Annotated in this window: 25 protein-coding genes; 11 read left to right on the forward strand and 14 right to left on the reverse strand. The window is 73.8% G+C overall.

Translation table 11 applies throughout. From position 1 onward, the window contains the following. Positions 1–993: an ABC transporter ATP-binding protein gene (locus KBX43_RS15090; protein ID WP_069088243.1), complete on the forward strand. Its 993-nt coding sequence runs from the start codon at positions 1–3 to the stop codon at positions 991–993. A gap of 2 nt (positions 994–995) precedes the next feature. On the opposite strand, the gene KBX43_RS15095 is transcribed toward KBX43_RS15090, so the two are convergent. From KBX43_RS15095 to folP, 7 genes are all read right to left on the reverse strand, one after another. Further along, complete coding sequence (locus KBX43_RS15095; RefSeq protein ID WP_064446780.1) at positions 996–1,487, reverse strand: hypothetical protein; 492 nt, start codon at positions 1,485–1,487, stop codon at positions 996–998. A gap of 83 nt (positions 1,488–1,570) precedes the next feature. Next, positions 1,571–1,873 (reverse strand): hypothetical protein, encoded by a 303-nt coding sequence (locus KBX43_RS15100; RefSeq protein ID WP_030502043.1) that lies wholly within the window; start codon positions 1,871–1,873, stop codon positions 1,571–1,573. A gap of 60 nt (positions 1,874–1,933) precedes the next feature. Further along, complete coding sequence (locus tag KBX43_RS15105) at positions 1,934–3,166, reverse strand: ABC transporter permease (RefSeq protein ID WP_043327900.1); 1,233 nt, start codon at positions 3,164–3,166, stop codon at positions 1,934–1,936. A gap of 115 nt (positions 3,167–3,281) precedes the next feature. Beyond that, positions 3,282–3,770: a DUF3180 domain-containing protein gene (locus KBX43_RS15110; protein WP_104114026.1), complete on the reverse strand. Its 489-nt coding sequence runs from the start codon at positions 3,768–3,770 to the stop codon at positions 3,282–3,284. A gap of 85 nt (positions 3,771–3,855) precedes the next feature. Further along, positions 3,856–4,383 carry a 2-amino-4-hydroxy-6-hydroxymethyldihydropteridine diphosphokinase gene (gene folK, locus KBX43_RS15115; RefSeq protein WP_043327898.1) on the reverse strand — a complete coding sequence of 176 codons (528 nt, stop codon included), beginning with the start codon at positions 4,381–4,383 and terminating at the stop codon, positions 3,856–3,858. After that, on the reverse strand, positions 4,380–4,739 hold the full coding sequence (gene folB / locus KBX43_RS15120) for a dihydroneopterin aldolase (RefSeq protein ID WP_043327897.1): 360 nt from the start codon (positions 4,737–4,739) through the stop codon (positions 4,380–4,382). The genes folK and folB overlap by 4 nt, the downstream gene beginning before the upstream one ends. Beyond that, complete coding sequence (gene folP / locus KBX43_RS15125; RefSeq protein WP_166457517.1) at positions 4,736–5,653, reverse strand: dihydropteroate synthase; 918 nt, start codon at positions 5,651–5,653, stop codon at positions 4,736–4,738. Before folP ends, folB begins: the two co-directional genes overlap by 4 nt. A 359-nt stretch (positions 5,654–6,012) precedes the next feature. Here folP and KBX43_RS15130 point away from each other — a divergent pair, with 359 nt between their 5' ends. Genes KBX43_RS15130 through KBX43_RS15160 form a run of 7 tightly spaced genes read left to right on the forward strand, consistent with a single transcriptional unit; the run spans position 6,013 to position 14,409 of the window. Beyond that, positions 6,013–6,327: a hypothetical protein gene (locus KBX43_RS15130; protein WP_113973582.1), complete on the forward strand. Its 315-nt coding sequence runs from the start codon at positions 6,013–6,015 to the stop codon at positions 6,325–6,327. 14 nt (positions 6,328–6,341) lie between these two features. Then, positions 6,342–6,704 carry a hypothetical protein gene (locus KBX43_RS15135; RefSeq protein WP_013288977.1) on the forward strand — a complete coding sequence of 121 codons (363 nt, stop codon included), beginning with the start codon at positions 6,342–6,344 and terminating at the stop codon, positions 6,702–6,704. Positions 6,705–6,753: 49 nt separating this feature from the next. Beyond that, positions 6,754–10,131 (forward strand): ATP-binding protein, encoded by a 3,378-nt coding sequence (locus KBX43_RS15140; RefSeq protein WP_113973583.1) that lies wholly within the window; start codon positions 6,754–6,756, stop codon positions 10,129–10,131. A 1-nt stretch (position 10,132) separates the two neighbouring features. Continuing rightward, entirely contained in the window at positions 10,133–12,070 is a 1,938-nt protein-coding gene (locus KBX43_RS15145; protein WP_064446784.1) for a hypothetical protein, read from the forward strand. Beyond that, positions 12,067–12,627, forward strand: a complete 561-nt coding sequence (locus KBX43_RS15150; RefSeq protein ID WP_064446785.1) for a hypothetical protein — start codon at positions 12,067–12,069, stop codon at positions 12,625–12,627. The genes KBX43_RS15145 and KBX43_RS15150 overlap by 4 nt, the downstream gene beginning before the upstream one ends. Beyond that, positions 12,624–13,799 carry a M23 family metallopeptidase gene (locus KBX43_RS15155; protein ID WP_064446786.1) on the forward strand — a complete coding sequence of 392 codons (1,176 nt, stop codon included), beginning with the start codon at positions 12,624–12,626 and terminating at the stop codon, positions 13,797–13,799. Before KBX43_RS15150 ends, KBX43_RS15155 begins: the two co-directional genes overlap by 4 nt. 10 nt (positions 13,800–13,809) lie before the next feature. Beyond that, positions 13,810–14,409 (forward strand): hypothetical protein, encoded by a 600-nt coding sequence (locus tag KBX43_RS15160; protein ID WP_064446787.1) that lies wholly within the window; start codon positions 13,810–13,812, stop codon positions 14,407–14,409. Between the two features lie 5 nt (positions 14,410–14,414). Here KBX43_RS15160 and KBX43_RS15165 read toward each other — a convergent pair whose 3' ends face one another. Continuing rightward, complete coding sequence (locus tag KBX43_RS15165) at positions 14,415–14,972, reverse strand: hypothetical protein (RefSeq protein WP_043327889.1); 558 nt, start codon at positions 14,970–14,972, stop codon at positions 14,415–14,417. Between the two features lie 213 nt (positions 14,973–15,185). On the opposite strand from KBX43_RS15165, the gene KBX43_RS15170 reads away from it, so the two are divergent. Together KBX43_RS15170 and KBX43_RS15175 are read left to right on the forward strand one after the other, a co-directional pair. After that, on the forward strand, positions 15,186–17,714 hold the full coding sequence (locus KBX43_RS15170) for an FtsK/SpoIIIE domain-containing protein (RefSeq protein ID WP_210885020.1): 2,529 nt from the start codon (positions 15,186–15,188) through the stop codon (positions 17,712–17,714). Continuing rightward, a complete protein-coding gene (locus KBX43_RS15175; RefSeq protein WP_064446789.1) occupies positions 17,711–18,412 on the forward strand; it encodes a hypothetical protein in 702 nt (233 codons plus the stop codon). Before KBX43_RS15170 ends, KBX43_RS15175 begins: the two co-directional genes overlap by 4 nt. Positions 18,413–18,465: 53 nt before the next feature. Here the strand turns inward: KBX43_RS15175 and folE are convergent, their stop codons facing one another. From folE to KBX43_RS15195, 4 genes are all read right to left on the reverse strand, one after another. Beyond that, the gene (gene folE / locus KBX43_RS15180) at positions 18,466–19,083 is read right to left on the reverse strand and encodes a GTP cyclohydrolase I FolE (RefSeq protein WP_013288986.1); all 618 of its coding nucleotides are present in this window, start codon (positions 19,081–19,083) and stop codon (positions 18,466–18,468) included. An 86-nt stretch (positions 19,084–19,169) separates the two neighbouring features. Then, positions 19,170–21,200, reverse strand: a complete 2,031-nt coding sequence (ftsH, locus tag KBX43_RS15185; RefSeq protein ID WP_043327886.1) for an ATP-dependent zinc metalloprotease FtsH — start codon at positions 21,198–21,200, stop codon at positions 19,170–19,172. A gap of 377 nt (positions 21,201–21,577) precedes the next feature. Then, on the reverse strand, positions 21,578–22,153 hold the full coding sequence (gene hpt / locus KBX43_RS15190; RefSeq protein ID WP_013288988.1) for a hypoxanthine phosphoribosyltransferase: 576 nt from the start codon (positions 22,151–22,153) through the stop codon (positions 21,578–21,580). A gap of 99 nt (positions 22,154–22,252) precedes the next feature. Beyond that, complete coding sequence (locus tag KBX43_RS15195) at positions 22,253–22,390, reverse strand: hypothetical protein (RefSeq protein WP_166457512.1); 138 nt, start codon at positions 22,388–22,390, stop codon at positions 22,253–22,255. Positions 22,391–22,540: 150 nt separating this feature from the next. On the opposite strand from KBX43_RS15195, the gene KBX43_RS15200 reads away from it, so the two are divergent. Beyond that, positions 22,541–23,500 carry a GlxA family transcriptional regulator gene (locus KBX43_RS15200; protein WP_064446790.1) on the forward strand — a complete coding sequence of 320 codons (960 nt, stop codon included), beginning with the start codon at positions 22,541–22,543 and terminating at the stop codon, positions 23,498–23,500. A 290-nt stretch (positions 23,501–23,790) separates the two neighbouring features. Here KBX43_RS15200 and tilS read toward each other — a convergent pair whose 3' ends face one another. Continuing rightward, positions 23,791–24,741, reverse strand: coding sequence for a tRNA lysidine(34) synthetase TilS (gene tilS, locus KBX43_RS15205; protein WP_210885028.1), 951 nt, complete (start codon positions 24,739–24,741; stop codon positions 23,791–23,793). A gap of 178 nt (positions 24,742–24,919) precedes the next feature. Next, positions 24,920–25,987, reverse strand: coding sequence for a zinc-dependent metalloprotease (locus KBX43_RS15210; protein WP_043330860.1), 1,068 nt, complete (start codon positions 25,985–25,987; stop codon positions 24,920–24,922). Positions 25,988–26,047 lie beyond the last annotated feature (60 nt).

The following is a 26,047-nucleotide window of genomic DNA, read 5'->3' on the forward strand; positions in this document are numbered from 1 at the left end:
GTGGACGGTACCCCGGGGGACGCTGCCGGACACGGCGCGGCGTCGATCACGCTGGAACGCATCCGCAAGCGCTACCCGGACGGCACCGAGGCGGTACGCGAGCTGAGCCTGCAGGTCGGCGCCGGTGAGCTGGTGGTCCTGATCGGCCCGTCCGGCTGCGGCAAGTCGACGGTGCTACGGATGATCAACCGGCTGATCGAGCCGACCGGCGGGCGGATCCTGCTCGGCGACGACGACGTCACCCGGGTCGACCCGGTGGCGCTGCGCCGCCGCATCGGGTACGTCATCCAGAACGTCGGCCTCTTCCCGCACCAGACCGTCGCGGCGAACGTGGCGACAGTGCCGGGACTGCTGGGCTGGCCGAAGCAGCGCACCCGCGCCCGCGTCGGCGAGTTGCTGGAGCTGGTCGGCCTCGACCCGGCCCAGTTCGGCCGGCGGTACCCGCACGAGCTGTCCGGCGGGCAGCGGCAGCGGGTCGGGGTGGCCCGGGCGCTCGCCGCCGACCCGGTGGTGCTGCTGATGGACGAGCCGTTCTCCGCGGTGGACCCGATCGTCCGGACCCGCCTGCAGGAGGAGTTCCTGCGCCTGCAGGCCGAGGTACGCAAGACGATCGTGCTGGTCACGCACGATCTCGACGAGGCGGTCCGGCTCGGCGACCGGATCGCGGTGCTCTCCGAGGGCGGCCGGCTGGAGCAGTACGACACGCCCGCCGCGCTGCTCGGGTCACCCGCCTCGGACTTCGTCCGCGAGTTCGTCGGCGCCGACCGGGGCATCCGGCGCCTCGCCGTGACCCCGGTGACCCGCGCCGTCCTCGACCCGCTCCCGGCCGACGGGGGCGCCGGCCTGCCCAATGTGGCGCTCGGCGACTCGGCGTACGACGCGCTCGGCGCGCTGCTCACCTCCGGCGCGGAGCACGCCGTGGTGACCGAGGAGGGCCGGGCGGTGGGCCTGCTCGCCCGTACCCGGGTGCTGGCGCTGGGCGCTGTGGACTGAGCTCAGGCCCGGCCGCCCAGGCTGGCCAGCCCGACGATCCAGCCGGCGAAGAAGCCGTACGTGACGCCGGTGCTGGCGGACTGGAACGCGGCGAACAGCGAGCCGTGCGGGCCGAGGAGCGTGGCGAGCAGGGCGCTGAGCCCGGCGGCGAGCACGTACGCGCCCCAGCCGGAGAGGAACTGGCTGCCTGAGGACGCCACCCGGTCGACCTGCGGGCCGGGCAGCAGGTAGAGCAGCGCAGCGGCCAGCACGATCAGCAGGATCGCGCGCAGGTTGGTGGCGAACACGCCCTCGTCGGCGTGCCACCGCCAGGACGGCCAGGCCAGCAGCCGCAGGAACCAGCCGCCCGCCCCGGTCGGGTCGGTGGCGCGCTGCGCCCAGTCCACGTACATCGGACTGCCGCCGACGGCGACCAGCAGGAACGCGGCGAGGGTGCCGGTGCCGGCGGCCGTGCCGTACCGGGAGACGGCGCGGGGGCGGTTGCTCAGAGCCATGCGACGGTCAGTTCCCGGCCGGTCGCGCCGGGCAAACCTGCGCAACCGTCCGGCCGTCGCCGGCCGGCGGGTCGTCATCGACGTCAGTGCTTCATCAGGTAGTCGATGAAGGCGGCGCGCAGCAACGGCGCGGACTCCTCGTAGCCGTGCCCGGTCAGCTCGCGCCAGAGCGCGTTCGCCTCGTCGATGGTCGGGCCGATCGAGTTCGGCGCGCCGTCCAGCGCGGCGGCCTCGTCGGCGTTGGGCAGGTGCCGCAGGACCGACCAGAAGAAGCCCACGTCGCGACGCTCGCGGGCCAGGTTGAACGCCTGCTCGCGCAACTCCTCGGTGGAGAGCTTGTCGAGCTCGTCGAAGGTGCGGCCGCCGGGGGCAGGAGTCTCGCTCATGCCGCCGAGCCTAACCGGCGAGATCAGCTCCGGCGCGCCGGACGCACGGCCACGGTCGGGTCAGCGTTCGTCGGCGTCCCAGCGCCGGGGCTCGCTCTCCCAGCGCGGGGCCTCCCACGCCTCCACCGGGGTGTCGTTCTGGCGTACCGGCAGCACCGACGGCCAGGTGTCGGCCGGCTCGGGCGCCGGGGTCATCCCCCAACCGCCGCTCGTCGCGCCGTCCCGCAGCGGGCGGACCGGAACCGGTCCCACAGTCGCCGGCGGCGCCGGGCGGGGCCGGCCGAACGTCTCCACCAGCCGGGTGACGAGCAGCCCCGCGCCGAGCGTGGCGCCGCCCAGCGCCCACCGGCCGACCGACCAGCCCTGCGGCACGGTCCAGGCCAGGAACACCACCACCAGGCATACCGCGAGCAGGGTGCCGAAGATGCCGCCGCGACGGCCGTACGCGCTGGTGCCGCCGAGCATCACCGTTCCGACCGCCAGCACGGTCCAGTCCAGGCCGGTGCCGGGCGCGACGGCGCCGTCCCCGTTCGCGGCGATCAGCACGCCGCCGAGCGCCGCCAGCACGGTGGACGCGACCAGCGCCAGCGCGGTCACCGTGGCGGCCACCGCGCCGCGCCGCCGGGCCGGGTCGGCGACCGGCCGGAACCGGCCGATCAGCCGGCGCACCGGCATCATCGCGGCGAACAGGCCACCGAGGACGGCCACCGCGGCGAAGCCCACGAAGAGGTACAGCGCGTTGCGGCGCGGGTCGTAGTCACTCTGCACCGCGACCGGCACGCTCCGGCGCTCCAGATAGACGATCACGCCGGCCGCCCCGGCCAGGCTCGCCGCCCAGCCGGGCACGTGCAGCACCACCACGGCCAGCGCGAGCGCCAGCCCGGCCGCCGCCGCCACCGCGAGCGCCGGCAGCAGCGCCTCCCGCATGCCGCGGTCGCCCTGCTCGGCGAAGTGCAGCGCGGCGGCCAGCGCGACCGGGCCGACCGCCAGGTTCACCGCGCCGGCCCGCAGGCTCAGGCCGGCGGCCAGGGTGAGCAGGCCGAGCGCGGCCACGTCGACGAGCAGCGTCTTCAGGGAGCCGCCGCGCAGCGCGTCCGCGTTCTCCCGCCAGAGCAGCCAGGTCACCGCGACCAGCGCGGCGAGCAGCACGAACTCCCAGAGCACGTGCACCGCGATGCGGTCCCGGCCGGGCTCGCCGTGCGCCGGGTCGTCGAAGACGTGCTCCAGTACGGCGGCGGGCACGCCGGACGATGTCTCCGGCGGCGCTGTCCGACCCGCGTCGTCGTACGCCATAGACCCGCGCCTCCCAGGTGGCCGCGTCCGGCCCACGGGCGGGCGGACCGTGGCGGCCGTCGCTCTCCGGTCGCCAGGGACGGTACCGCCGGGCCGGGGTGTGGGGAACCCCGGATCAGAGACGCCCGCGCGGCGTCTCGCGGTCGCCCGGCTCGCGGTCCTCGTCGTCCTCCTGCTCCGGCACCCGGCAGGAGCGTTCCAGCCAGAGCGCGGCGGCGACGAGCGCGAGCGACGCGATCAGACCGCCGAGCGCGGCGGGCCGATCGCCCTGGGCGGCATTGGTCCGTTCCACGAAGAGCCAGCCGGTCAGGCCGGCGTAGAAGCCGGCGAAGATGGCACCGGCCAGCGCGGACGCCTTGGCCAGCACCACGAACCGGGCGACCAGCAGTGGGTTCACCGGCTCGCGGCCGGGCCGCCGCTCGATCCGGCTGCGGGTGTTCACCGCCGCGTAGCCCTCCAGCACGGCCAGGCCGGCCAGCGTGATCACCGGCAGCCAGGGCAGGTCGGGCGCGAAGTCGTAGTAGAAGCCGCTGATCAGCAGCCAGGCCACCGCGGCGGCGGCCAGGCCGGCCACCACGAGCGTGGAGGCCCGGGTCGGCCCCATCCGGAAGCGGTCGGGCCCCTGCGGGGAGCGGTCGGTGCTCACCGCGCCTCCTCAGCTCGCCACTGCCGGGCCACGCTCCTGCGGGTCATGTGTCCGACTCTAGCGTCAGATCGGGTCGTGGGCTCAGTTCCAGGGCGTCACCGGCCAGCGGCTCGGCGTTGAGCAGATCGGTCAGCCAGCCGTGCCCGGGCAGCCGGCCGTGCGGCTCGACGTCGATCCACGGGCGCAGCACGAACGCGCGCAGGTGGGCCCGGGGATGCGGCACCGTCAGCTCGGGGTCGTCGCGGAGCACCGGCTGGCCGGCGTCGTCCCAGACCGCGATCACGTCCACGTCGAGCGTGCGCGGCCCGTACCGCCGCTCCGGGTCGCGGGCCCGCCCGGCCGCCGCCTCCGCGGCCCGGGCGCGGGCCAGCCAGTCCTCCGGCGTCGCCGCCGGGTCCGCGACCATCACCACCGCGTTCAGGTACGCGGGCTGGTCCGCGTCCCCCCACGGTGGAGTCTCGTAGACACCGGAGACCAGCAGGACCCGGTCGCCGAGCGCGGCCACCGCGCCGCGCAGGTGGCCGAGGCGGTCGCCCAGGTTGCTGCCGATCGACAGCACGGCCCGGGTCACCGGGTACGCCTCATCGTGACGGCGACGTCCCGGAAGGCGTGCGGGATCGGTGCCTCCGGCTTGTGCACGGTCACCGTCGCCGCGGCGACCAGCGGCTCGGCCAGGCAGACCGCGAGCAGCCGGTCGGCGAGTGTCTCGATGAGGTTCACCGGTTCGCCGGTGATCACCGCGACCAGCCGTTCGGCGAGTTCCCCGTAGTGCACGGTGTCGGTCACCTCGTCGGAGCGGGCGGCCGGGCCCAGGTCCAGTTCGAGCACCGCGTCGACCACGAACTCCTGCCCCTGGGCGCGCTCGAAGTCGTAGACGCCGTGCCGGCCGTGCGCGCGCAGGCCGGTCAGCTCGATCCGGTCGGTCACCTGTCGCCTCCACTCGCGCCGGTGGCCGCTTCCGCCGCCCTCGGCGACGCGGTCGCGGGCCGCCTGCCGGTCGCGGTGGCGAGACGGGGGCTGCCGGTGGCCTGCCAGACGGCGAGCGCGTCGGCGGTGCCGCGGACGTCGTGCACGCGTACCCCCCAGGCGCCGGCCGCGACGGCGAGCACGCTCGTCGCGACGGTCGCGGCCTCCCGCCCGGCGGTGGGCCGCGGCTCGCCCGCCGCGTCGGCGAGCAACCGGCCCAGGTAGGACTTGCGGCTGGCCCCGAAGAGCACCGGAAAGCCCAGGTCGACCAGCTCGGGCAGGCGGGCGCTGAGCGCCCAGTTGTGCGCGGCGGTCTTCGCGAAGCCCAGACCCGGGTCGACGACGATCCGGTCGGCGGCCACCCCGGCGGCGAGCGCGGCGTCGACCCGCCGGCTCAGCTCGTCCCGGACCTCGGTCACCACGTCGGTGTACGTGGCCAGCTCGCGCATCTCCCGCGAGTGTCCCCGCCAGTGCATGAGCACCCACGGACAGCCGGCGTCGCGGACCACCCGGGCCATGTCCGGGTCGGCGAGGCCGCCGGAGACGTCGTTCACCAGGTACGCGCCGGCGGCGAGGACCGCCTCGGCGACCCGGGCCCGGCTGGTGTCGATGCTGACGACGATGCCGGCGGCGCTCAGCTCACGGACCACCGGCAGCACCCGGGCGGTCTCCGTCTCCGCGTCGACCCGCTCGGCGCCGGGCCGGGTGGACTCGCCGCCCACGTCGATCAGGTCGGCGCCGTCGGCGCGAAGTCGCACCCCGTGTGCGACTGCCGCGTCCAGATCGGCGTATCTGCCGCCGTCGGAGAAGGAGTCGGGCGTGACGTTGAGGACGCCCATCACCACCGGGGTCTCCGCCCGTACCAGATCGGTCACGGAGCCGACAGTACCGCTCGTGGGCGGGGCTTCCGGCGACCGGGCGAGCCGCCGACGCAGCAGCCCTGACATGCGGATTGGAACAGGTGTACGATCGGTCTTCCGGGCGATTCACGGTCGACTCTTCGCGGCTTGTCGCAAAGGTGGCCGGGCCGTACGCTTTGGAATTGCCCAGCATCGAGATGGCGAAGCCTGGAGGGAGGGCCGAAGCGGGAAGAATCCGCCCAAAACTCACCACCCAGCGTGGTGGGTCACGGACACAGCGTTGACCACTTCCGTGTCCGCCGAGCACCATCCCGCCAGGCTTGCCTACTTGCACCAACGCGGCACCGCCGGCCGCGACCTTGGGGAGGTTTCCAGTGATCGCCATCGAGCTCATGGCAGCGGCGTTGAGCGCCGTCGACCACGCGCTCCACACCCTGGCGTCGACTCCACTCGCCGAGCCGGCTCCGAAGGGCATCGACACCGACAACGTCGTCACCTTCTTCGCCAGCAAGATCGCACCGATCCTGCTCGCCGTCCTCGGGGTGATCTTCATCGGCCGGGCCAGCCGGGGTGAGATCTCCAAGGTGCTGACCAGCTCGGCCATCGCCATCATCGGCCTGGCCTTCATCGCCGGCGCCGCCACACTCTTCTTCGTCGGCGACTACCTGATCAACCTGATCTTCGAGTAGGACGCTGGGCGACGATGCGGCTGCGCACCGACGACGACATCTACCGGGCACGCCTCGTCTACCTGGGGCCGCCCGGGTACACCCTTCCCGTTCACCTGCCGTACGCCCAGTACGGCCTGTTCATGCTGCTCGTACCCCTCTACATGTTCATCCACTGGCTGTTCACGCTCCAGGTCGAGCTCTTCCCCGCCTGGGAGATCTCGCTGGCGATCGTGACGACCTCGTTCATCTTCCGGTACGTCGACCCGGACCGGCCCGCGCGCATGGTGATCCGGACCGCGCTGACCGACTGGCGACGCACCCGGGAACCGGCCACCGAGCAGCGGGATCCGCGGCTCGTCGCGAGCCGGATCAGGATCCGGGAGGAACTGGCATGACCGGGCGTACGACAACCGTGCAGACGAACGACGCGGGTGAGGCGGTCGCATGAGTCGCTCTTCCACGCCGGGTTCCCCGGCCGGGCGTCCGGCCGGGCCGAATGGTAACCGTCAGCGATCGTTCGACTACCCACCGGACGAGGATCTGGACGAGGTCGTCCTGGACGGCGCGCTCGTCACCAGCCCGGGACACAGCCGGGTCGGTGTCTTCCAACCGCCGCGACCGATCACGCCCCGCGAGCCGGTACGCCCCGACGGCGACATCGACTCGCCCTTCCTCGACCTCTTCGGCGGCGCGCAGCCCCGGGTCCGGCGACCCGCCCCCACCCCGCCCCCGCCGGTCGAGCCGGTGGTGGCGCCGCCCCGCCGCGGCGTCGGCCGTGAGCCCCTGCCGATCCCGCACCAGCACGCCGCGCCGGTCGAGCCCGCGCCGCGGGCCGAGCCGGAACCCCCGGCCCGCGAGCAGACCCCTGGGGTACGCGCGGTCGGACGCCCCCGGCCCGAGCCCGCACGCGCCGCACCGCTGCCGGTCGAGCCGGCCCTGCCCGACCCGCCGGCCGCGCTCGCCTCGCCCCCGCCGTCCCGGAGCCGGGTGCCGCAGCAGGCCGGTGACCGGCTGCCCGCGCTCCGGCCCCCGGCCGAGCCGGAGCCGGCACTCCCACCGCCCCCGCAGATCGCCGCGCCCGGACCCGCGCCCGCCGAGTACCGGGAACCGGATCTCGCTCCGGCGGAACCGCTCGCGACCGGCGCCGCGCCGTCGCGGGAGGTCGGCCGTCCGGCGCACCGCGAGGTCGCGCCGCCCCGGCAGCGCACGCCGGAACGCCGCAACCGGCCGACCAAGCCGGTCCGGGTCCGCGCCCCGAAGATCAAGTTCGGTGACCGGGACCCGTCGGTCGAGCTGGCCATCACCGAGATCGCCGGCCACCTCACCTTCACCCCCAACACCGTCACCGCCTGGTACTGGCTGCCCGAGGTGCGGTGGGCGTTCCGGCCCGACGCCGAACGCGAGGCACTGCTCTCGGCGATCTCCGAGCAGTACGCCGGACTCGCCGGGTTCCGGCTGCACCTGCGCCGCACCACCCGGCCCTTCCCGGCCGACGAGTGGGCCCGCACCATCGACGCGCACACCGCCGCCCCGCTGCCCGACGTACCGGGCACCACCGGCTGGGCCGACCACCTGGTCGCCGCCCAGCGGCACCTGATGGCGGTCAACCACGCCGAGGGCCAGACCTACCTCGGCGTCACGTTCGCCCGCCGGTCGCTCGGCGACTCGCTCACCGAACGACTGCTCCGCACGTTCGGCCGGGGCACCGCCGACGGCGAGCGGCGCCGGCTGAGCCGTACCGTCGAGCAGTTCGACGAGGTCCTCGGCGCGTTCGGCATGCGCGGGCGGCGGGTCACCGCGCCCGAACTGGAATGGCTGCTCTACCGGTCGGTGGCGCTGTGCATGGCGCCGCCCGGCGTCCTGTCCCCGATCACCAACGGCCGGTGGGAACGCGGCGACCTGCTGGCCCTCACCGAGCAGGTGGAGCGCTACCGCACCCCGTACGGCTCGACGGTGAAGCTGGTCAACCGGATGACCGGCGAGGAACGCCACGTCGCGGTGCTCGCGGTCGGCCGGATGGAGCCGCTGGAGATCCCCGAGCGGCACGAGCCCTGGCTGCACTTCCACGAGCGGCTGCCCTGGCCGATGGAGCTGTCCACCCGGGTCGACATCCTCGGCCCCAACGACTCGTTCCGGAACCTCGAACACCGGCTGCGGATGATCCGCTCCCAGCAGCTCGACTACGCCGAGCACGGCATCGACGCGCCGCCCGAGCTGGAACGCCTGGCCAAGCGCGCGCTGGTGATCGGCGACGAGATGACCACCGGCCTGCCCGTCGACTCGGCCCGGGCACACGGCTGGCACCGCATCGCCGTCGGCGGCCGGACCCGGGAGGAGTGCCTGGAGCGGGCCCGGCGGCTCATCCAGCTCTACTCCCGTGAGCTGCGGATCTCGCTCCAGCACCCGAAGAACCAGGACTGGCTGGCCCGCGAGTTCATCCCCGGCGAGCCGATCGCCAACACCGGCTACGTCCGGCGGATGCCGGTCAACCTGCTCGCCGCCGCGCTGCCGCAGGCAGCGTCCACAGTCGGCGACCGGCGCGGCGACCTGATCGGGCGTACCGCCGGCACCTGCCGCCGTCCGGTCTTCCTCGACCTGCACTTCCCGATGGAGGTACGCGAACGCTCCGGCCTCGCCGTCTTCGTCGCCGAACCCGGTGGTGGCAAGTCGACGCTGCTCGGCGCGCTCGGCTACCTGGCAGCGCGCCGTGGCGCGCAGGTGACGCTGCTCGACCCGTCCGGCCCGCTGGCCCGGCTCTGCGCCATGCCCGAACTCGCCCCGTACTCCCGGGTTCTCAACCTGACCGGCTCGGAGCAGGGCACGCTGGCGCCGTACGCGCTGATCCCGACGCCGCTGCGCACCGAGTTCGGCGCCGGGGCGGCCGGTGACCGCGAGTTCGAGATCGCCGTGTCGAACGCCCGCGCCGAGCGCCGGATGCTCGTGCAGGACATCTGCATGATGCTGGTGCCGCCGCAGGTGGCCCGGGAGGCATCCACCGCCACGCTGTTCCGGCACGCCGTACGCCAGGTGCCCGCCGAGGAGACCTCCACGCTCGACGACGTGGTGACCTGCCTGCAAGGGCTCGACGACGACGCCGGCCGCGAGCTGGCCCACCTGCTGCTCGACACCGCCGAGATGCCGCTGGCCATGCTCTTCTTCGGCCGGCCACCGGAAGGGCTGCTCGGCGCCGACGCCGCGCTCACCGTCATCACCATGGCCGGCCTGCGGCTCCCCGACCTCAAGATCGAACGGGAGTACTGGTCGGCCGAGGAGGCGCTCGCGCTGCCGATGCTGCACACCGCGCACCGGCTGGCCGTACGCCGCTGCTACGGCGGGTCGATGTCCTCCCGGAAACTGGTCGGCCTCGACGAGGCCCACTTCATGGAGGGCTGGCGCTCCGGCCGGTCGTTCCTGGTCCGGCTCGCCCGCGACTCCCGCAAGTGGAACCTCGCCGCGCTCGTCGCCTCGCAGAACCCGAAGGACATCCTCGGCCTCGACGTGCAGAACCTCGTCTCCACCGTCTTCGTCGGCCGGATCGCCGAGGACAGCGAGATCGCCTCCGAGGCGCTGCGCCTGCTGCGGGTGCCCGTCGACGACGGTTACGAGGCCACACTCGCCTCGCTCTCCCAGGCGGACAGCGGGTCGGCCAACCGGCTCGGCTTCCGCGAGTTCGTCATGCGCGACGTCGACGGTCGCGTGCAGAAGGTCCGGGTCGACGTGTCGTACGTCGACGGGCTGCTGGAGCACCTGGACACCACCCCCGCCGCGGTCGCCCAGGCCGCCGGGATACTGCCGACCGTCCTGGCTGACCTGGAGGCGTGACATGGCGAGGGCACGGATCGCGGCGCTCCTCCTCGCGCTCGGCGTACTCGCCGGGGCCACGATCTCCTGGCCGGTGATCGGTGCGGCCACACCCGCGTACGCCGCCGCGCCGGTCACCCAGGCGCGGGCCGAGTTGTGCAGCACCAAGGAATGGCAGGCCGACTTCCGCGCCTGCGTCGGCCGCCTCAAGGCGGTCAGCGAGGACCAGGTCGAGTGCCGCAACGCGCCGGTGCCCGCCGCGCCGGACTCGGGCCTGGCCGGCTGGTTCGCGTCCCGGCCCGACTCGGCGAAGGAGCCCGGCCCGAAGGGCCTCTACAGCGACTACGGGTACGCCGGCTACAGCTACAACACGTACGACGTCGACGGGGGCTGCGCCTCCTCGGTGCTGCATCCGGACTACCGCTTCACCACGATGGTCGCCAACGGCGAGTTCATGTTCGCCAACGCGGTGATCGGCGCGTCCAACGCGCTGCGGGAGCGCGCCTGGGATCCGCGCACCATGTGGAGCTGGGCCGACCCGCTGGTGGAGCAGGCCACGAAGGCCGTCTACCAGAAGGTGTTCAGCGTCTTCGGCATCATCACGGTCTGCGTGGTCGGCCTCTACCTGCTCTGGCGGTCCCGCCAGTCGGACATGAGCAACGCGATGACCACTGCGGGCTGGGCGCTGCTGGTGATGGTGGCGGTGACCGCGCTGGCCGCCTGGCCGGTCAAGTCCGCGAACATCGCCGACAGCACGCTGATCACCACACTGGGCGTGGTGCACGACGCGGTCGGCCCCTCCTCCAAGACCGTTCCGCCGGACAAGTGCGCGCTGCCGAACCCGAGCGCCTGCGTCGACAAGCGACCACCCGCCGTGCGCGCCAGCGACACGGCGACCGAGACAATGCTCTACCGGAACTGGCTGCGCGGTGTGCTCGGCTCGGCGGACAGCGAGACCGCGAAGAAGTACGGCCCGGCCCTGTACGACGCCAAGTCACTGACATGGGGCGAGGCGGAGGCTATCCGGTCCAAGCCCGCCACTCGCGACGTCGTCATCAAGGCCAAGCAGCAGCAGTGGGCCAAGGTCGCCGAGCAGATCAAGACCGAGGACCCCGAGGCGTACGAGTACCTCCAGGGCACGCGGGACATGGATCGAATCGGTGCCGGGTTCATCGCGGTGCTGGCCTCGGTGCTGTTCGCCATGTTCGACCTCACCGCGTCTCTGCTGGTGCTGCTCGGCTTCCTGATCTTCCGCTGGGCGGTGATCGCCGCGCCGATCCTCGGCACGGTCGGCCTGATGCGCCCGGCCAGCGCCGGCCTCCGGCGGCTGGCGAACGCGGTGGTCGCCGCCGTCTTCAACATCGCCATCTTCGGCACCGGCGCGGCCATCTACCTCTTCGCCGTCGACCTGATCATGAACACCGCCACGCTGCCCGGCTGGCTCCAGGTGGTGCTGGTCTGGCTCTGTGGCGTGGTCGGCTGGCTGCTGCTGCGGCCGTACCGCCGGATCACCCAGCTCGGTGGCAAGGACAGCAGCGAGGCGGTCAGCTCGGCCGGCTCCTGGCACCGCCGGTTCTTCCGGGACATGCGGATCGCCGCGCGGCTGGACGTGGCCGAGCCCGGCGGCACCAACGAGCCGACCATCGGCAAGCGCCGCACCGTCACCGCCGACCAGCGCAGTCTCCGGCCGGAGGCCCGCCACGAGGATCCGGCACACAGCGCCACACCGGCCGAACGGGAGCGGCCGGACGGGCGGGAACGGCCGGAGGGGGCGCCCGCGAGCGGACGGCCGGGCGGGAGTCCGGCCGGTGCGCCCCGACCCCGGCGCGCGCCGTCGACCTGGACCGAGCCGGACGTGCCGGAGGAGGCACCGTCCTACGCCGTCTACCGGCCGGACTCGGCGGGCCGCGGCACCGCCCCGGCCCGGCCGGCGCCGCGCATCCGCTCCGAGGCCCGGTGAGTCCGGTGCGGCGCGCGCTGGAGTTCCTCTTCACCCGGGTCCTCCGGTCGAGGCTCGGCATCGCCCTGGTGATCGCCGTGCTGGTCTTCGGTGTGATCGGCGCGGCCCGCCTGGTCGGTGGGCCCGGCGACTCGGGCCTCGGCCTGACCGGCCGGCCCAGCCAGCCGATCAGCACCGCGGACCCGGAGGCCGGTGACGACGGCGTGCTGGCCAGCCCGCCGACCGCTGTCGCCCCGAAGACCCGGCCGGGCGAGGCCACGCCGGAGCAGGTCGCCGGGCGGTTCACCACCGCGTGGCTGAGCGGCCCGGGCAGCACCGGCGACGCCTGGCAGGCCCGGCTTCGACCGCTCTCCACCCCCGCGCTGGCGGAGAAGATGACAGACGCCGACCCGGAGACAGTGCCGGCACGGAAGACGACAGGCGCGCCTACTCTCCGGCCCCGCACCGAGTCGTTCGTGGAGGCGCTCGTTCCGCTGGACAACGGCACGCTCCGGCTCGAACTCGTCGCGCCGGACGGCCCCTGGCTGGTGGACGCCGTCGACTGGGAGCGGTCGTGACCGCCGGCTCGGCCGTCGCCGGACAGGTCCGCCGGAAGCTGCGCCTGGGCGTGGTCGCCACCGCCGTCACGAGCGTGCTCGCCCTGCTCTGCTGCGTCGGCGGCGCCGGCGCCTTCCTTCTCACCGAACTCGGCGGCGACGAGGACGACCCGAAGCTCGCGGCCCTGAACTGCGATCCCACCTACCAGGTGAACCTGACCGGCGACATGCCGCGCTTCGCCGAGTACGGCGAGCGGCAGCTGCGCAACGCCGCGGTCATCATCAAGGTCGGCCAGGACATGAAGCTCCCCGCGCGCGGCTGGGTGATCGCGCTGGCCACCGCGATGCAGGAATCAGCGCTGCGCAACCTGGCGAACAGCACGGTCCCGGCGTCGCTGGCGCTGCCGCACGAAGGGGTCGGCGCCGACCACGACTCGCTCGGCCTGTTCCAGCAGCGGCCCGGGTGGGGCAGCGTCGAGCAGCGGATGACGCCCTCGTACACGGCCCGGAAGTTCTACCAGAAGATGGTGAAGGTGCCGAACTGGCAGCAGCGCCCGCTCACCGTCGTGGCCCAGCAGGTCCAGGTGAGCGCCTACCCCGATGCCTACGCCAAACACGAGGAACTGGCCGGACGCATCGTCGACGCGCTCGCCGGCGGCGCCGCCCGGACCGTGGAGATCGCCGGCAAGGCCGTGTGCGACGCGGCGGCCGGAGACCGGATCGCCGCCTCCGGCTGGACCGCGCCGCTGCCCGGCGGCGTGGTCTCCGGCTTCCGGACCACCGCCCGTCCCAGCCACCACGGCGTGGACCTGGCTGCCTCGAAGGGCACGCCGATCCACGCCGCCTCGGCGGGCCGGGTGCTGGTGGCCCGCTGCGATCCCGACAGCGCCGGGCGGAAGGACTGCGACCGGGACGGTTGGCCGAACAAGGGCGGCTGCGGATGGTTCGTGGACATCCTGCACGCCGGCGGGTTCATCACCCGCTACTGCCACATGGTCGAGCGTCCCCGGGTGGTGCCGGGTCAGTCGGTCGCGGCGGGCGAGGTCATCGGGCTCTCCGGCAGCAGCGGCAACTCGTCCGGCCCGCACCTGCACTTCGAGGTGCACAGGAACGGCGACCGGTCCAGCAACGGCGCGGACAACCCGGTGCCCTTCATGCGCAAGCGGGGCGCGCCCCTCGGCGAGACCGAGTGAGGCCGGGCGGATGAGCAACCCCCTGCCCGACCCGTTCGCCGACCGGCCGGACTGGGCACCGCTGCCGCCCCGGCCGGTCGAGACGGTGCCCGCCACGAGCGGAACCGAGCTGCGCGGCCGGCGGGTACTCGTCGGCCTTCCCGGCCTCGGCTGGCGCGGGGACCTGCGGGCTGACGAGCGCGTGGTGCAGGGCAGCCGCACCTACGTGCCGGTCATCCCCGAGCACGAGTGGTACCGGGCCGAATCCGAGCAGGTGGAGGTGTTCGCCCCGCTGGTGCCCGTGGAACGGGTCTGGGTGGAGACGATCGGCGAGCGACCCCCGCCGACCGCACCAGCCCCCTCGGGAATCCGGCTGGTCTCGCTGGACGCCCCGAACCGCCGGCCGCCCACCCCGGTGTTCGAGGCCGACGCGGTGACCGGCCGGCGCGTGGTGCACGTGGACAACGGCGTGGAACGGCGTGACCTGCGCGCCGTCACCGAGACCTACTCCGGGGCGGACGGCGACATCTGCGTGCGGGTCACGCCGGAACTGGAGTGGTACCGGTGGGCCTGGCGCGGCCAGGCACCGACCACGCTGGAGATACCGGTGCACGTGCTCTGGCTGGAGTAGCTGGATCAGGCGCCGCGTTGCGCTGAGCACACGCCCCAGCCGCCTTGGCGCCTTGTCTCGAAAACCCAAGTCTGGCGATCGCTTTGGCGGATCTCATCCACAACCGCTGAGATCACCAGGTCCACCCGCACCTGAGCCTTGTCCCCCGTCTGCTCAACGCTGAGGTTCTCCCAGCTGACAGAGATCGTCGTGTTGAACCGCTGCTCCCGTGCGACGAGGTCATCGCGGAGCGATCGCAGATCGTCAAGGTCGGTGTCGTTTCGGCACTCGAACTCCGAGGCCTTCACGTCATTGCGTTGGTCGACCAGGTACTGGATGTAGCTCGCGACGACAACCTCGGGAGAGCCTTGGTCCGGCGCTGTCGCGCGGTCGTACAGCACGAATCCGGCCACCGCTCCACCCGTGCACAGCAGCGCCAGCACCCCCGCGACGACGCCGACGACCGTCCGCAGCGACCGCTTGGGGCGTACCGGCGCGGGAGCGGGCGCGGGAGGCGCCAACTGCTCCGGCGGGGTCCGCTGCGCCGGTACTCGGGACACCTGGGAACCGGCGGGGGGCTGCACTGATTCCACCTCCTGAGGCTATCGGCTGCGCGTCGCGTACCCAATGCCTGGAACCGGCGGATCGTGGCGAACCGCCGGGCGGAGGCCGCCCGGCGGCGGGGTGAGGCTGCTCACCGCCGACCAGCTCACCGCGCCGACCGACATCCCGGTGGACGGCCCCCGGCTGGGTTACCGTCACACCTCGGGGAGGACATGTCGGCCTCGGGAAGAGAGGTGGACGCGGTGGCGACTCCGAAGGCGCGCGCCGGCCGGGCCGCCGCGCTGCACCGCCGGGCCGAGGCCGCCGCGACGGCGGCGGCGGGCATCCTCGACGAGATCCGGCCCGCGCCGGCCGACCATCACCGGCAGTACGAGCTGGCCGAGCGTCTGCGCGCGGCTGCTGAACTGGCCGCGCCGGGCTGGGCCGGCGGTCCGCTGGAGACGCTGACCGCGGCGACGCCACCCGGTGACGGCCCGCCGCCACTGGTCCGGATGGGCACCGCCGCGCCGCTCGACGACGCCCGGTTCCCCGCGCTCGCGCCCCTGTTCGGCAGTGGTCACGTGAGCCTCGACGCCGACGCCTCGGACCCTCGGGTGGCGGGGCTGCTCCGCGCGCTGCTGCTGCGCGTGTTCGCGGCGACGCCGGCGGGAGCGCTGCTGGCTCGCGCGGTGGACGGCGGTTCCGGTGAGACCTTCGCCGGGTACGCGCCGCTCGCCGACGCCGGCCTGCTGCCCCCGCCCGCCACCGACCTCGCGGGAATGCGCGCGGTGCTGGCCGAGGCGGAGCAGTGGGTGGCCGCCGGCACGGCCCGGCAGCGGGCGCACGACCGGACGCTGCTGCTCGTGGTGGCCGCGCTGCCGGAGGGTACTACCACTGCCGACCTGGACCGGCTCGCCGGCCTGGCCGAGGGCGGGCCGCGGGCCGGGCTGCATCTGGTGGTCGCCGGCTGGCCGGACGGCGGTCCGCTGCCGCGCGCCACGGCGATCACGGTCCGCACCGCGTACGCGCTCGTCGGCGACCCGCCCGGCGCCGGGTTCAGCAGTCCCGGCGCGGAGCCGCCGGGCGGGCTGAACTCGCCGGTGTTCCTGGACGACGACCCGCCCGCCGAACTGGTCGCCGCTGTGTGCGCGCGGCTGGTCCGGCAGATCGAGGACGGCTCCCGCCTCTCGCTGGGTGACCTGCTCCCGGCGGACGGTTTCTGGACCGACGGCTCGGCGGACGGGTTGAGCACCACCGTGGGTGACGCCGCCGGGCGCCCGGTCAGCCTCGGCTTCACCGAGCTGACCCCGCACTGGCTGGTCAGTGGCCGGGGCCAGGCCGGCCGGTCGGCGTTCCTGACCGACGCGCTGTTCGGGCTCGCCGCCCGGTACGGCCCGGACGAGCTGGCGCTCTACCTGGCCGACCTGGCCGACGGCGAGTCCTTCGTGGAGTTCCTGCAGACCGAGCGGGACCGTTCCTGGGTGCCGCAGGTGCGCGCCGCCGCGATGGCGGCCGACCGGGAGTACGTGGCCGACCTGTTCGGCGAGCTGGAGGCGGAGTTGCGCCGCCGCGAAGAGGCGTCCCGGCGGGCCGGCGGGCAGCGCTACGCCGAGCTGCGGCAGCACCAGCCGTTGCCCCGGATCGTCTGCGTGATCGACAACTTCCCGCTGGTGCTGCGCGAGCGGGACCGGCTCGCCGCCGACCTGCTGGCCCGGCTGGACGCGCTGGCCCGCGCCGGCCGGTCGTACGGCATCCACCTGGTCCTCGCGGGCGAGGGTGACCTGGGCATCGGCGGCCCGCGGGATCCGCTGCTCGGCCAGTTCCCGGTGCGGGTGGCACTGCCCGGCGGCTCGGCGGTGCTGGAGCCGGCGAACGACTCGGCGGCCGGGCTGCCGGTGGGCAGCGCGGTGGTGAACACGGCGGGCGGTCTGGGCGGTCCGCGCGGCGCGACCCGCGGGCATGAGCGGATGATCCGCTTCCCGGACCCGTACGAGGATCCGGAGGTCCTGGCCGGCCTGCGGCGACGCCTCTGGGAGGCGCGGGGCGAGTCGGCGACGCCGCCGGTGGTGTTCGCCGGGTACGCCCGCCCGCTGCTCGCCAACGACCCGCGGCACCGGGCCGCGCTGGCCGGCCGGGCCCACGCTCCCGCCGCCCTGCTGGGCCGGGGGGTGGACGTGCGGCGCTCCACAGTGACGGTGCCGCTCGGGCCGGGCGCCGGGCGCAACCTGGCCGTCCTGGGCCGGGACGAGGAGGCCGAGCGGCTGTTGGTGACGGCGGTCCGCAGCGCGGCGGCGGCGCATCCGGGCGCGGCCCGGTTCGTGCTGGCGCCGCTGGCGAACGGGTCGGCCGAGCCGGCCGGGGTGCTGGCCGCCGAACTGGCCGGGCGGCATCGGGTGGAGACCGTCGACGCGGCCGGGCTGCGGACCGCGATGGCGTCGGACGAGCCCGGCTACCTGGTGGTGTTCGGGGTGGACGTGCCGGACGCCACCGAGTTGCCGCCGGAGTTGCTGCGGTCGCTGCTGCTGGAGGGCCCGCCGGCCGGGCGGCACCTGCTCGGCTGGTGGCGGACGCCGGCGCCGCTGGCCGGGCTGCTCGGCCCGGAGGGTGAGTTGGACAAGCTCACCGCCGTGGCGGTCACCGACGTGCCGGGCGGGCGGCTGGAGCAGCTCTTCGACCGTCCGGTCTGGTGGCGGCCCCGGCCGGGTCGCGCGATGCTCTGGGACGGCCCGGACGAGCAGGGCACCGTTTTTGTGCCGTTCGGCGCCGGGGAGGGGTCGGCATGAGCGAGACCGGCACGACCGTGCCCGGGCCCCGCAACGGCGGACCGACAACAGTGGCGGAACCCGCCGAGTCGGCCTGGACGGAGTACGTCGCGGCCGCACGGGCGCTCGACGGCGTACGCCGGGCGGCGGCCACCGCCGCCGGGGAGCAGGCGCGGTCGGTGGCGGCGGCCCGCGAGGAGTTGACAGCGGTACGCGAACGGCTAGCGTCGCAGCAGTCCCGGCTGCGTGAGCTGGGCGTACCTGCGTTGTCGCTGGTACCGACGCCGCCGGAGGTGACCGAGGCGGCCCGGTCGATGGCGGGTGGGCCGTCGGCGGTGCTGGCGGCGTTGCGCGCCGCCGGGGGCTGGGCGGACGCGGCGGACGACACGCTAGCCGCGCGGGGCCTGCCCCGGCTGGCGCGGTGGCCGTCCCGGCCGCGCAACCTGCTGGTGTACGGGCCGCTGGCGCTCGTGGTGCCGCTGCTCCAGCTCGTGCTGTACGCGGTGGCCGGGCCGGGGGCGGTGACGGTGCTGGCGCTGCTGGTGGGGCTGCCGCTGCCGGCCGTCGCGTTCATGCTGGGCTGGCTCGCGGTGGGGCGGCTCTTCCGCCCGCGTCCGACCGACCGGGTGGACCGCACGCCCCGGTTCGGGGCCCTGGTCTGCCTGATCCCGGCCGTGCTCACCGCCGCCGGCCTGCTGCTGGCCATGCTGCCGAGCTGACGACGGCCGCGTCTCCCGGGCGGGAGTACGCGGCCGTCGGTGTCGGTCGAGGGTCAGCGCGCCATGATCAGCGCCATCGCCTCGGCCCGCGACTTCGCGTCGTTCTGCAGGCCGCCGCGCACCGCGGACGTGATCGTCTTCGCGCCGGACTTCTGGATGCCGCGCATCGCCATGCACATGTGCTCGCACTCCAGCACCACGATCACGCCGCGCGGGGCGAGGCTGGACATCAGCAGGTCGGCGATCTGCGAGGTGAGCCGCTCCTGCACCTGCGGCCGCCGGGCGAACACCTCGACCAGCCGGGCCAGCTTGGACAGGCCGGTGATGCGGCCGTCCGGGCCGGGGATGTAGCCGATGTGCGCGCTGCCCCGGAACGGCAGCAGGTGGTGCTCGCAGAGGCTCATCACGTCGATGTCCCGGACGAGCACCAGTTCCTCGTGGTTGGCCTCGAACGTGGTGCGCAGCACCTGCGCCGGGTCGACCCGCAGGCCGGCGAAGAGCTCGGCGTACGCGCGGGCGACCCGGGCCGGGGTCTGCTGCAGGCCGTCGCGGTCCGGGTCCTCGCCGACCGCGATGAGGATCTCGCGCACCGCCTTCTCGATCCGGGCGAGGTCGACGCTGTCCTCCACCGGGCCGCCTGTCAGCTTTCCGCTGATCAGGCGCGCAGCCACGTAGTCGAGCGCGTCGTCGCCGTCGGGCTCGGTCGCGGAGACGGCCGACTCCCTGTGCGGGGAGCCGGCCGTCGTCGGATCGCTGTTCAGTGCGTACCGTCCGAGTTGTTGCTGGAACCACCGATCGAGCTGGAACCACCGATCGAGGCGGCCGCGTCGGCGCGGGCCTGCGTCGCCAGCGCCTCCTTCTCGGCCGGGGTGAGCACCGGCGGCTCGGTGGAGGGCTGACGCTTGCCGAAGCCGTGGTACGGGGCCATCGGCGGGCGCTTGACCACCCGGGCGCAGATGCGGGCCATGTCGGCGGTGGAGAGGGTCTCCTTCTCCATCAGCTCCAGGACCATGTTGTCCAGGACGTCCCGGTATTCCACCAGGATCTCCCAGGCCTCGTCGTGGGCCAGCTCGATCAGCGCGCGCATCTCGCCGTCGATCTCGGCGGCCACCGCGTCGGAGTAGTCCCGCTCGTGGCCCATGTTGCGGCCGAGGAACGGCTCGTCGCCGCTGGTGCCGTACTTGATCGCACCGAGCTTGGAGCTCATGCCGTACTGCGTGATCATCGCGCGGGCCAGCTGGGTGGCCTTCTCGATGTCGTTGCCGGCGCCGGTGGTCGGCTCGTGGAAGACCAGCTCCTCCGCCGCCCGGCCACCGAGCGCGTACGCCAGGGTGTCGATCATCTCGGCCCGGGTCTGGGTGTACTTGTCCTCCGTCGGGAGGACGAGCGTGTGACCCAGCGAGCGACCCCGGGACAGGATGGTCACCTTGTGCACCGGCGCGGCGTGCGGCAGCGCCCAGGCGACCAGCGCGTGCCCACCCTCGTGGTACGCGGTGATCTTCTTCTCCTGGTCGCTCATCACCCGGGTCCGGCGCTGCGGGCCGGCGATCACCCGGTCGATCGACTCCTCCAGGGAGTCGTTGGTGATCGCCCGCTGCTCCTTACGGGCGGTGAGCAGCGCGGCCTCGTTGATCACGTTGGCCAGGTCGGCGCCGCTGAAGCCCGGGGTACGCCGGGCGACCGCGTCGAGGTCGACGTCGGGCGTGAACGGCTTGCCCTTGGCGTGCACCCGCAGGATGGCCTTGCGGCCCTCCATGTCGGGGGCGTCGACCGGGATCTGCCTGTCGAACCGGCCCGGGCGCAGCAGCGCCGGGTCGAGGATGTCCGGCCGGTTGGTGGCGGCGATCAGGATCACGCCGCCCTTGGTGTCGAAGCCGTCCATCTCGACCAGAAGCTGGTTGAGCGTCTGCTCCCGCTCGTCGTGGCCGCCGCCCATGCCGGCGCCACGGTGGCGGCCGACCGCGTCGATCTCGTCGACGAAGACGATCGCCGGGGCGTTCGACTTGGCCTGCTCGAACAGGTCGCGGACACGGCTGGCGCCGACGCCGACGAACATCTCGACGAAGTCGGAGCCGGAGATGGAGTAGAAGGGCACCCCGGCCTCGCCGGCGACCGCGCGGGCCAGCAGCGTCTTGCCGGTTCCGGGCGGGCCGAACAGCAGCACGCCCTTCGGGATCTTGGCGCCGAGGGCCTGGTACTTCGCCGGGTTCTGCAGGAAGTCCTTGATCTCGTGCAGTTCCTCGACGGCCTCCTCGGCCCCGGCCACGTCCGCGAAGGTGGTCTTCGGCGTGTCCTTGGTGATCATCTTCGCCTTGGACTTGCCGAAGTTGAGCACCCGCGAGCCGCCACCCTGCATCTGCGACATGAAGAACAGCAGCAGGAGCACGAGAAGCGCGATGGGAAGCAGGTTGACCAGCAGGCTGACCCAGATGCTGTCCGACGACACCTTGGTGTCGACCGGGCCGGTGATCCGGTCCGCCGCCTCGGCCTCGCGGACCTGGTTCCAGACCTGGCCGCCGACCTCGTACGGGAACTGCGCCTCGATCTTGTCGGTGGTGGTGTCGTCGCCGAACTTGGCCTTGTCCTTCAGGTCGAGCTGGAGCGTCTGCTCCTTGTCCTGGAAGACGACCTTCTCGATGCCGCCCTTGTTGAGCTGGTCGAGCGCGACGGACGTGTCCACCCGGTGGTAGCTGGGACCAGCGGTGAACAGTTGACTGAGCACAACGGCGCCGAGGATGACCAGGATGATCCAGACCACCGGTCGGCGGAAGAAACGCGTACGTTCCATGCTGTTGTCGGGTGCCGAGGCGCCCGCATCCTCCTGATCGACGTCCTGACCGTCTGAATGGTGTCGCCGCCTTGAGCGGCGGCCGGGGCCGCCGTGCGGGCCGGCCCGACCCCCGGGGCACGCAAACTGCCGCACCACGGTCATTCGACGGTACACCGTACGCGCGACGAGCGAGCTTGCGAGCCCGTCACTTACGCGCAGGGCGAACCCGGGTTTGGGCCGGCGTGGCGGGGAGCTCCGCACCCGGCCCACCCATACCGCACGGTCAGCGGTTCGAGGGGTCGGGCGTGGAGGGTGCCTCCACGTCACCGGCCCCTACCGTAGACCGGAAGGCTGAGAGCCCGCTGAATGTCCGCTGACGAAGGGCTCGGCGGAACTCACGCCCGGGCGTACACCTCGGGCTTGAGCACCCCGACGTAGGGCACCTCGCGGTAGCGCTCGCCGAAGTCGAGGCCGTAGCCCACGACGAACTCGGTGGGGATGTCGAATCCGACGTACTTGACCGGAACCTGCACCTTGACCGCGTCCGGCTTGCGGAACAGCGCGACCACCTCGACGCTGGCCGCGGAGCGCGACTCCAGGTAGCGCAGCAGCCAGGACAGGGTCAAACCGGAGTCGACGATGTCCTCGACCACCACCACGTGCCGGCCGGCGATGTCCCGGTCCAGGTCCTTGAGGATGCGGACCACGCCGGACGAGGTGGTGCCCTGGCCGTAGGAGGAGACGGCCATGAACTCCAGCTCGGCGGGCGGGCCCTGGCGGCCCAGCGCGCGGGCGAAGTCGGCCATGAACATGACCGCGCCCTTGAGCACGCAGACGAGCAGGAGGCCGTCCTCGACGTGCGCGTAGTCCGCCGAGACCTGCTTGGCCAGCTCCGCGGTCTTGTCGCGGATCTGGGCCTCCGAGATGATCACGTGGTCGATGTCGGCGTCGTACCAGGAGCCGTCAGCCATGCTCCTAGCCTGCCGTACGCCCCACGGCGGCCGTCGGCGGGGCCGCTCCTTTTGGCGCGGTCCCGCCGGGGATTTTCGGCGCGATCTGAACAAATCACCTCAGCAGGTACGGGAGCGCCAGCGCTGCCCGTCGTCGCTCGGCTTCCAGTCGGCCGAGTCGCGGGTGTCGGCGGTGAGCCCGAAGGCGCTGGCCCCGATGAGGAGAAGCAGGAAGAGCAGGAACAACAGAACGGTCATGGCGGCGCTCGCTTTCGCATGGTTGAGACGGTTTTCGCCGCCGGTGCGCACCGGACACCATTGATTCTGCGAGCCACCGACCGATACGGACAGTGGCAGGAATGTCATTGGGCATCGATTTACTGCCACCGGTCGGGTTACCCTCGTCACATGCTCCGCTCGGTCGCCGTCATCGTCATGGACCAGGTCGCCGCGTTCGAGCTCGGCGTGCTCGCCGAGGTCTTCGGCACCGACCGCACCGCCGACGGCTTCCCCAGCTACCGATTCGATGTCTGCACCGCCGACGGCGGCCCGGTCCGCAGCCGCTCCGGATTCCTGCTCGCCCCCACCGCCGACCTCACAGTGGTCGAGGACGCCGACCTGGTGGCGGTGCCCGCGCACGCCGACGGCGCCCCGGTGCCCGAACCGGTGCTCGCCGCGCTGCGCCGCGCCGCCGACCGCGGAGCCTGGCTGCTCAGCGTCTGCGCCGGCGCGTTCGTCCTCGGCGAAGCCGGCGTGCTCGACGGGCGCGCCTGCACCACCCACTGGCGCTACACCGACGAGCTCCAGCGACGCTTCCCGGCCGCCCAGGTGCAGTGCGACTCGCTCTACGTGCAGGACGACCGGCTGCTCACCAGCGCCGGCACCGCCGCCGGCATCGACGCCTGCCTGCACCTGGTACGCCAGGAGCACGGCTCCGCCGTGGCCACCCGGCTGGCCCGCCGGATGGTCGTCCCACCGCACCGCGACGGCGGCCAGTCCCAGTACGTCGAGGCGCCCATCCCGAAGGCCCCCGAGGCGCCCACCCTGGAACCGGTGCTGGAGTGGCTGATGGGGCACCTCCGCCACCCGGTGACAGTGGACGAGCTGGCCGCGCGCGCCGGCATGGCCCCGCGCACGTTCGCCCGCCGGTTCCGCGCCGAGACCGGCACCACCCCGCACGACTGGCTGACCAACCAGCGGGTGCTGCTGGCCCGGCACCTGCTGGAGGACACCACGCTGAGCGTGGAAGGCGTCGCCGAGCAGGCCGGCTTCGGCGACGCGGCGGCGCTACGGCACCACTTCACCCGCCGCGTCGGCACCACCCCGCTCGCCTACCGCACCACCTTCCGCGAACGCACCACCGCCTGACGTTCCCCGCTCCACCCGGCCCACCCCGGCCCACCCCGGCCCGGCCCACCCCGGCGATCATGGAATTGACCGTGGATTTCGTCCGTTTCCTCCCCGTCAACCTCATGATCACCCCCCGGGTGGGCCCGCTTCCCGCGCCGCACCCGTGATCAAGGAGTTTGCGGGCTGCCGGAGGCGTGAAGTGGACACAAAGTCCTTGATCACCGCCAGGCGAGGCGAGGCGGGAGGGGCGAGACGCCGCGGGGCGCCAGGCCGCCGGAGTGGCGGCGCGAACCCGGCTGGATCACCGGTCAGGGCAGGAGGTGACCGGCCTGGCGGCGTACCTGGTGGCCGCCGGGCAGGTGCACCGGGCCCTGGCCGCGCCAATCGGTGACCAGGGCGTCCAGCGCTGCCACGTGACTGTGGGACAGCGCGGCCGGCGCGGCGCCCAGCTCGCGGGCCCAGGTGTGCAGCACCCGGGTACGCACTGCGGCCGGCAACCCGGCCAGCCCGTCGACGGAGAGCGCACGGCCGTCGGCCCGGACGTCGGCCAGCGCGGCGTCCGCGAGCGCGTCGAGCGCGGCGTTGTCCGCGGCGAGCAGGCGGGCGGTACGGGCCAGGTTCGCCACCACCCCCGGCCCGAGCGCGTCGACGAGTGCCGGTAGCGCGTCGGACCGGACCCGGGCCCGGGCGTACGCGGGGTCGGCGTTGTGCGGGTCCGCCCACGGGTCGAGCCCGAGCGCGGCGCAGGCGTCCCGGGTGTCGGCACGTGGGATGTCGAGAAGTGGGCGCAGCAGGGATACCCCGTCGAGATCACGACTTTCCGGCATCCCGGACAGCCCTCGTGGCCCGGCGCTCCGGGCCAGCGCGAGCAGGACCGTCTCGGCCTGGTCGTCCCGGGTGTGCCCGAGCAGCACCCCGGCCGCGTGGTGCCGGTGGGCCGCCGCGGCCAGCGCCTCGTAGCGGGCCTCGCGGGCGGCCGCCTCGGGGCCGCCGGGCCGGCCGTCCACCCGTACCGGAAGCACCTCGACCGGGTCGAGCCCGGCCGAGCGTGCCCAGGCGGCGACCGCCTCGGCCCGCTCGGCGGAGCCGGGCTGCAGGCCGTGGTCGACTGTCACCAGGCCCGCCGGGCGGCCGAGGCGGGGAGCCACGAACGCGGTGGCGGCGGCGAGCGCGAGCGAGTCGGCGCCGCCGGAGCAGGCCACCAGCACCGGTCCGGCGCCGGGCAGGCCGGTCAGCGTCCGGCGTACGGCGAGCCGCACGGCGGCGACGGCGGGAGCGGGCGACGGAGAGCGGCGCGATCGCGCGCCGGAATCAGCCCGGCCGGGGCGATCCACCGAGCCAGCCGGATCCGCCGAGCCGGCGGGACCGCCCGGCACGACCGAGCCAGCCGAACTCAGCGCACCGACCGAACTGGGCGAACCACCCGGGCCGGGCGGGTCAGCCGAGGGGCGGGGTGGCACCGGCGGGCCCGTGTACGCGGTTCACCCAGGCGTCCGGGTCGCCCAGCTCGTCCAGGCGCGGCAGCGTCAGCGGCGACGAGAAGATCTTGTTGAAGCCCGGCATCCCCACCCGGTCGACCACGCCGTGCACGAACTTGCGACCCTCGGCGTACTGGCGCATCTTGACCTCGATGCCGAGCAGCCGCCGGATCGCCTTCTCCAGCGGGTTGCCGGACTCGCGGCGGCGGTTGAACGCCGCCCGGATCGACTCGACGCTGGGGATGACCTGCGGACCGACGCCGTCCATCACGAACTCGGCGTGCCCCTCCAGCAGCGTCATCAGCGCGGTCAGCCGGTCCAGCACGGCGCGCTGGGCCGGGGTCTGCACGATGTCCAGCACGCTGGCCCGGCTCTCCGGGTCCTTGACCGCGTCGGAGAGCGTGGCCACGCCGCGGCGGAGCCGTTCCAGCAGGTGCTCGCCGCCCTGGGAGGCGTCCACGAACGCCTGCACCTCGCCGAGGAAGTACGCGCGCATCCACGGCACGGCGGTGAACTGGGTGCGGTGGGTGACCTCGTGCAGGCACACCCAGAGCCGGAAGTCGCGCGAGTTCGCGCCGAGCTTCCGCTCCACCTCGAGGATGTTCGGGGCCACCAGCAGCAGCTGGCCGGGGTCACCGGCGAACACCTCGTACTGGCCGAGCACACGGCCGCTGAGGTACGCCAGCACGGTGCCGGCCTGCACGCCCGTCACGCGGGAGCCGATCGCCTCGGTGAGCGCGCCCGGCCGCTTGTCGCCGGAGAGGCGCTCCACGAGCGGGGACACCACCTCACGCAGCCCGGCGATGTTCGCCGCGGCCCAGTCCCGGCGGTCGACCACGCGTACCGGCGGGTGGGCGACCTGCGGACGCAGGCCGGTGTAGTCGGCGACGTGCCCGGCCGCCTCCTCGGTCAGCCGGCGCAGGTCGCCGACCACGTCGGTGGCCTCGGCGTACGACACCCGGGGGCCCGACTTGCTCAGCGCCCCCGCTGTCGCGGCGGCCAGATCCCAGTCCACGAACTGCGCCATGAACCCACCGTACCCGCGCCGGAACACCCCCACCCGGGCTCGCGCCCGCCGATCGACGCC

Source organism: Micromonospora sp. C41 (assembly GCF_018070485.1).
In the GTDB taxonomy this organism is placed as follows: domain Bacteria; phylum Actinomycetota; class Actinomycetes; order Mycobacteriales; family Micromonosporaceae; genus Micromonospora; species Micromonospora chalcea.

Bases quoted from the DNA above. Each gene is read 5' to 3' on its own strand.
- KBX43_RS15095 (WP_064446780.1), bottom strand. From the start codon at position 1,487: ATGGCTCTGAGCAACCGCCCCCGCGCCGTCTCCCGGTACGGCACGGCC.
- KBX43_RS15100 (WP_030502043.1), bottom strand. From the start codon at position 1,873: ATGAGCGAGACTCCTGCCCCCGGCGGCCGCACCTTCGACGAGCTCGAC.
- KBX43_RS15105 (WP_043327900.1), bottom strand. From the start codon at position 3,166: ATGGCGTACGACGACGCGGGTCGGACAGCGCCGCCGGAGACATCGTCC.
- KBX43_RS15110 (WP_104114026.1), bottom strand. From the start codon at position 3,770: ATGGGGCCGACCCGGGCCTCCACGCTCGTGGTGGCCGGCCTGGCCGCC.
- KBX43_RS15135 (WP_013288977.1), top strand. From the start codon at position 6,342: ATGCGGCTGCGCACCGACGACGACATCTACCGGGCACGCCTCGTCTAC.
- KBX43_RS15140 (WP_113973583.1), top strand. From the start codon at position 6,754: ATGAGTCGCTCTTCCACGCCGGGTTCCCCGGCCGGGCGTCCGGCCGGG.
- KBX43_RS15145 (WP_064446784.1), top strand. From the start codon at position 10,133: ATGGCGAGGGCACGGATCGCGGCGCTCCTCCTCGCGCTCGGCGTACTC.
- KBX43_RS15160 (WP_064446787.1), top strand. From the start codon at position 13,810: ATGAGCAACCCCCTGCCCGACCCGTTCGCCGACCGGCCGGACTGGGCA.
- KBX43_RS15175 (WP_064446789.1), top strand. From the start codon at position 17,711: ATGAGCGAGACCGGCACGACCGTGCCCGGGCCCCGCAACGGCGGACCG.
- ftsH (WP_043327886.1), bottom strand. From the start codon at position 21,200: ATGGAACGTACGCGTTTCTTCCGCCGACCGGTGGTCTGGATCATCCTG.
- hpt (WP_013288988.1), bottom strand. From the start codon at position 22,153: ATGGCTGACGGCTCCTGGTACGACGCCGACATCGACCACGTGATCATC.
- KBX43_RS15195 (WP_166457512.1), bottom strand. From the start codon at position 22,390: ATGACCGTTCTGTTGTTCCTGCTCTTCCTGCTTCTCCTCATCGGGGCC.
- KBX43_RS15200 (WP_064446790.1), top strand. From the start codon at position 22,541: ATGCTCCGCTCGGTCGCCGTCATCGTCATGGACCAGGTCGCCGCGTTC.
- KBX43_RS15210 (WP_043330860.1), bottom strand. From the start codon at position 25,987: ATGGCGCAGTTCGTGGACTGGGATCTGGCCGCCGCGACAGCGGGGGCG.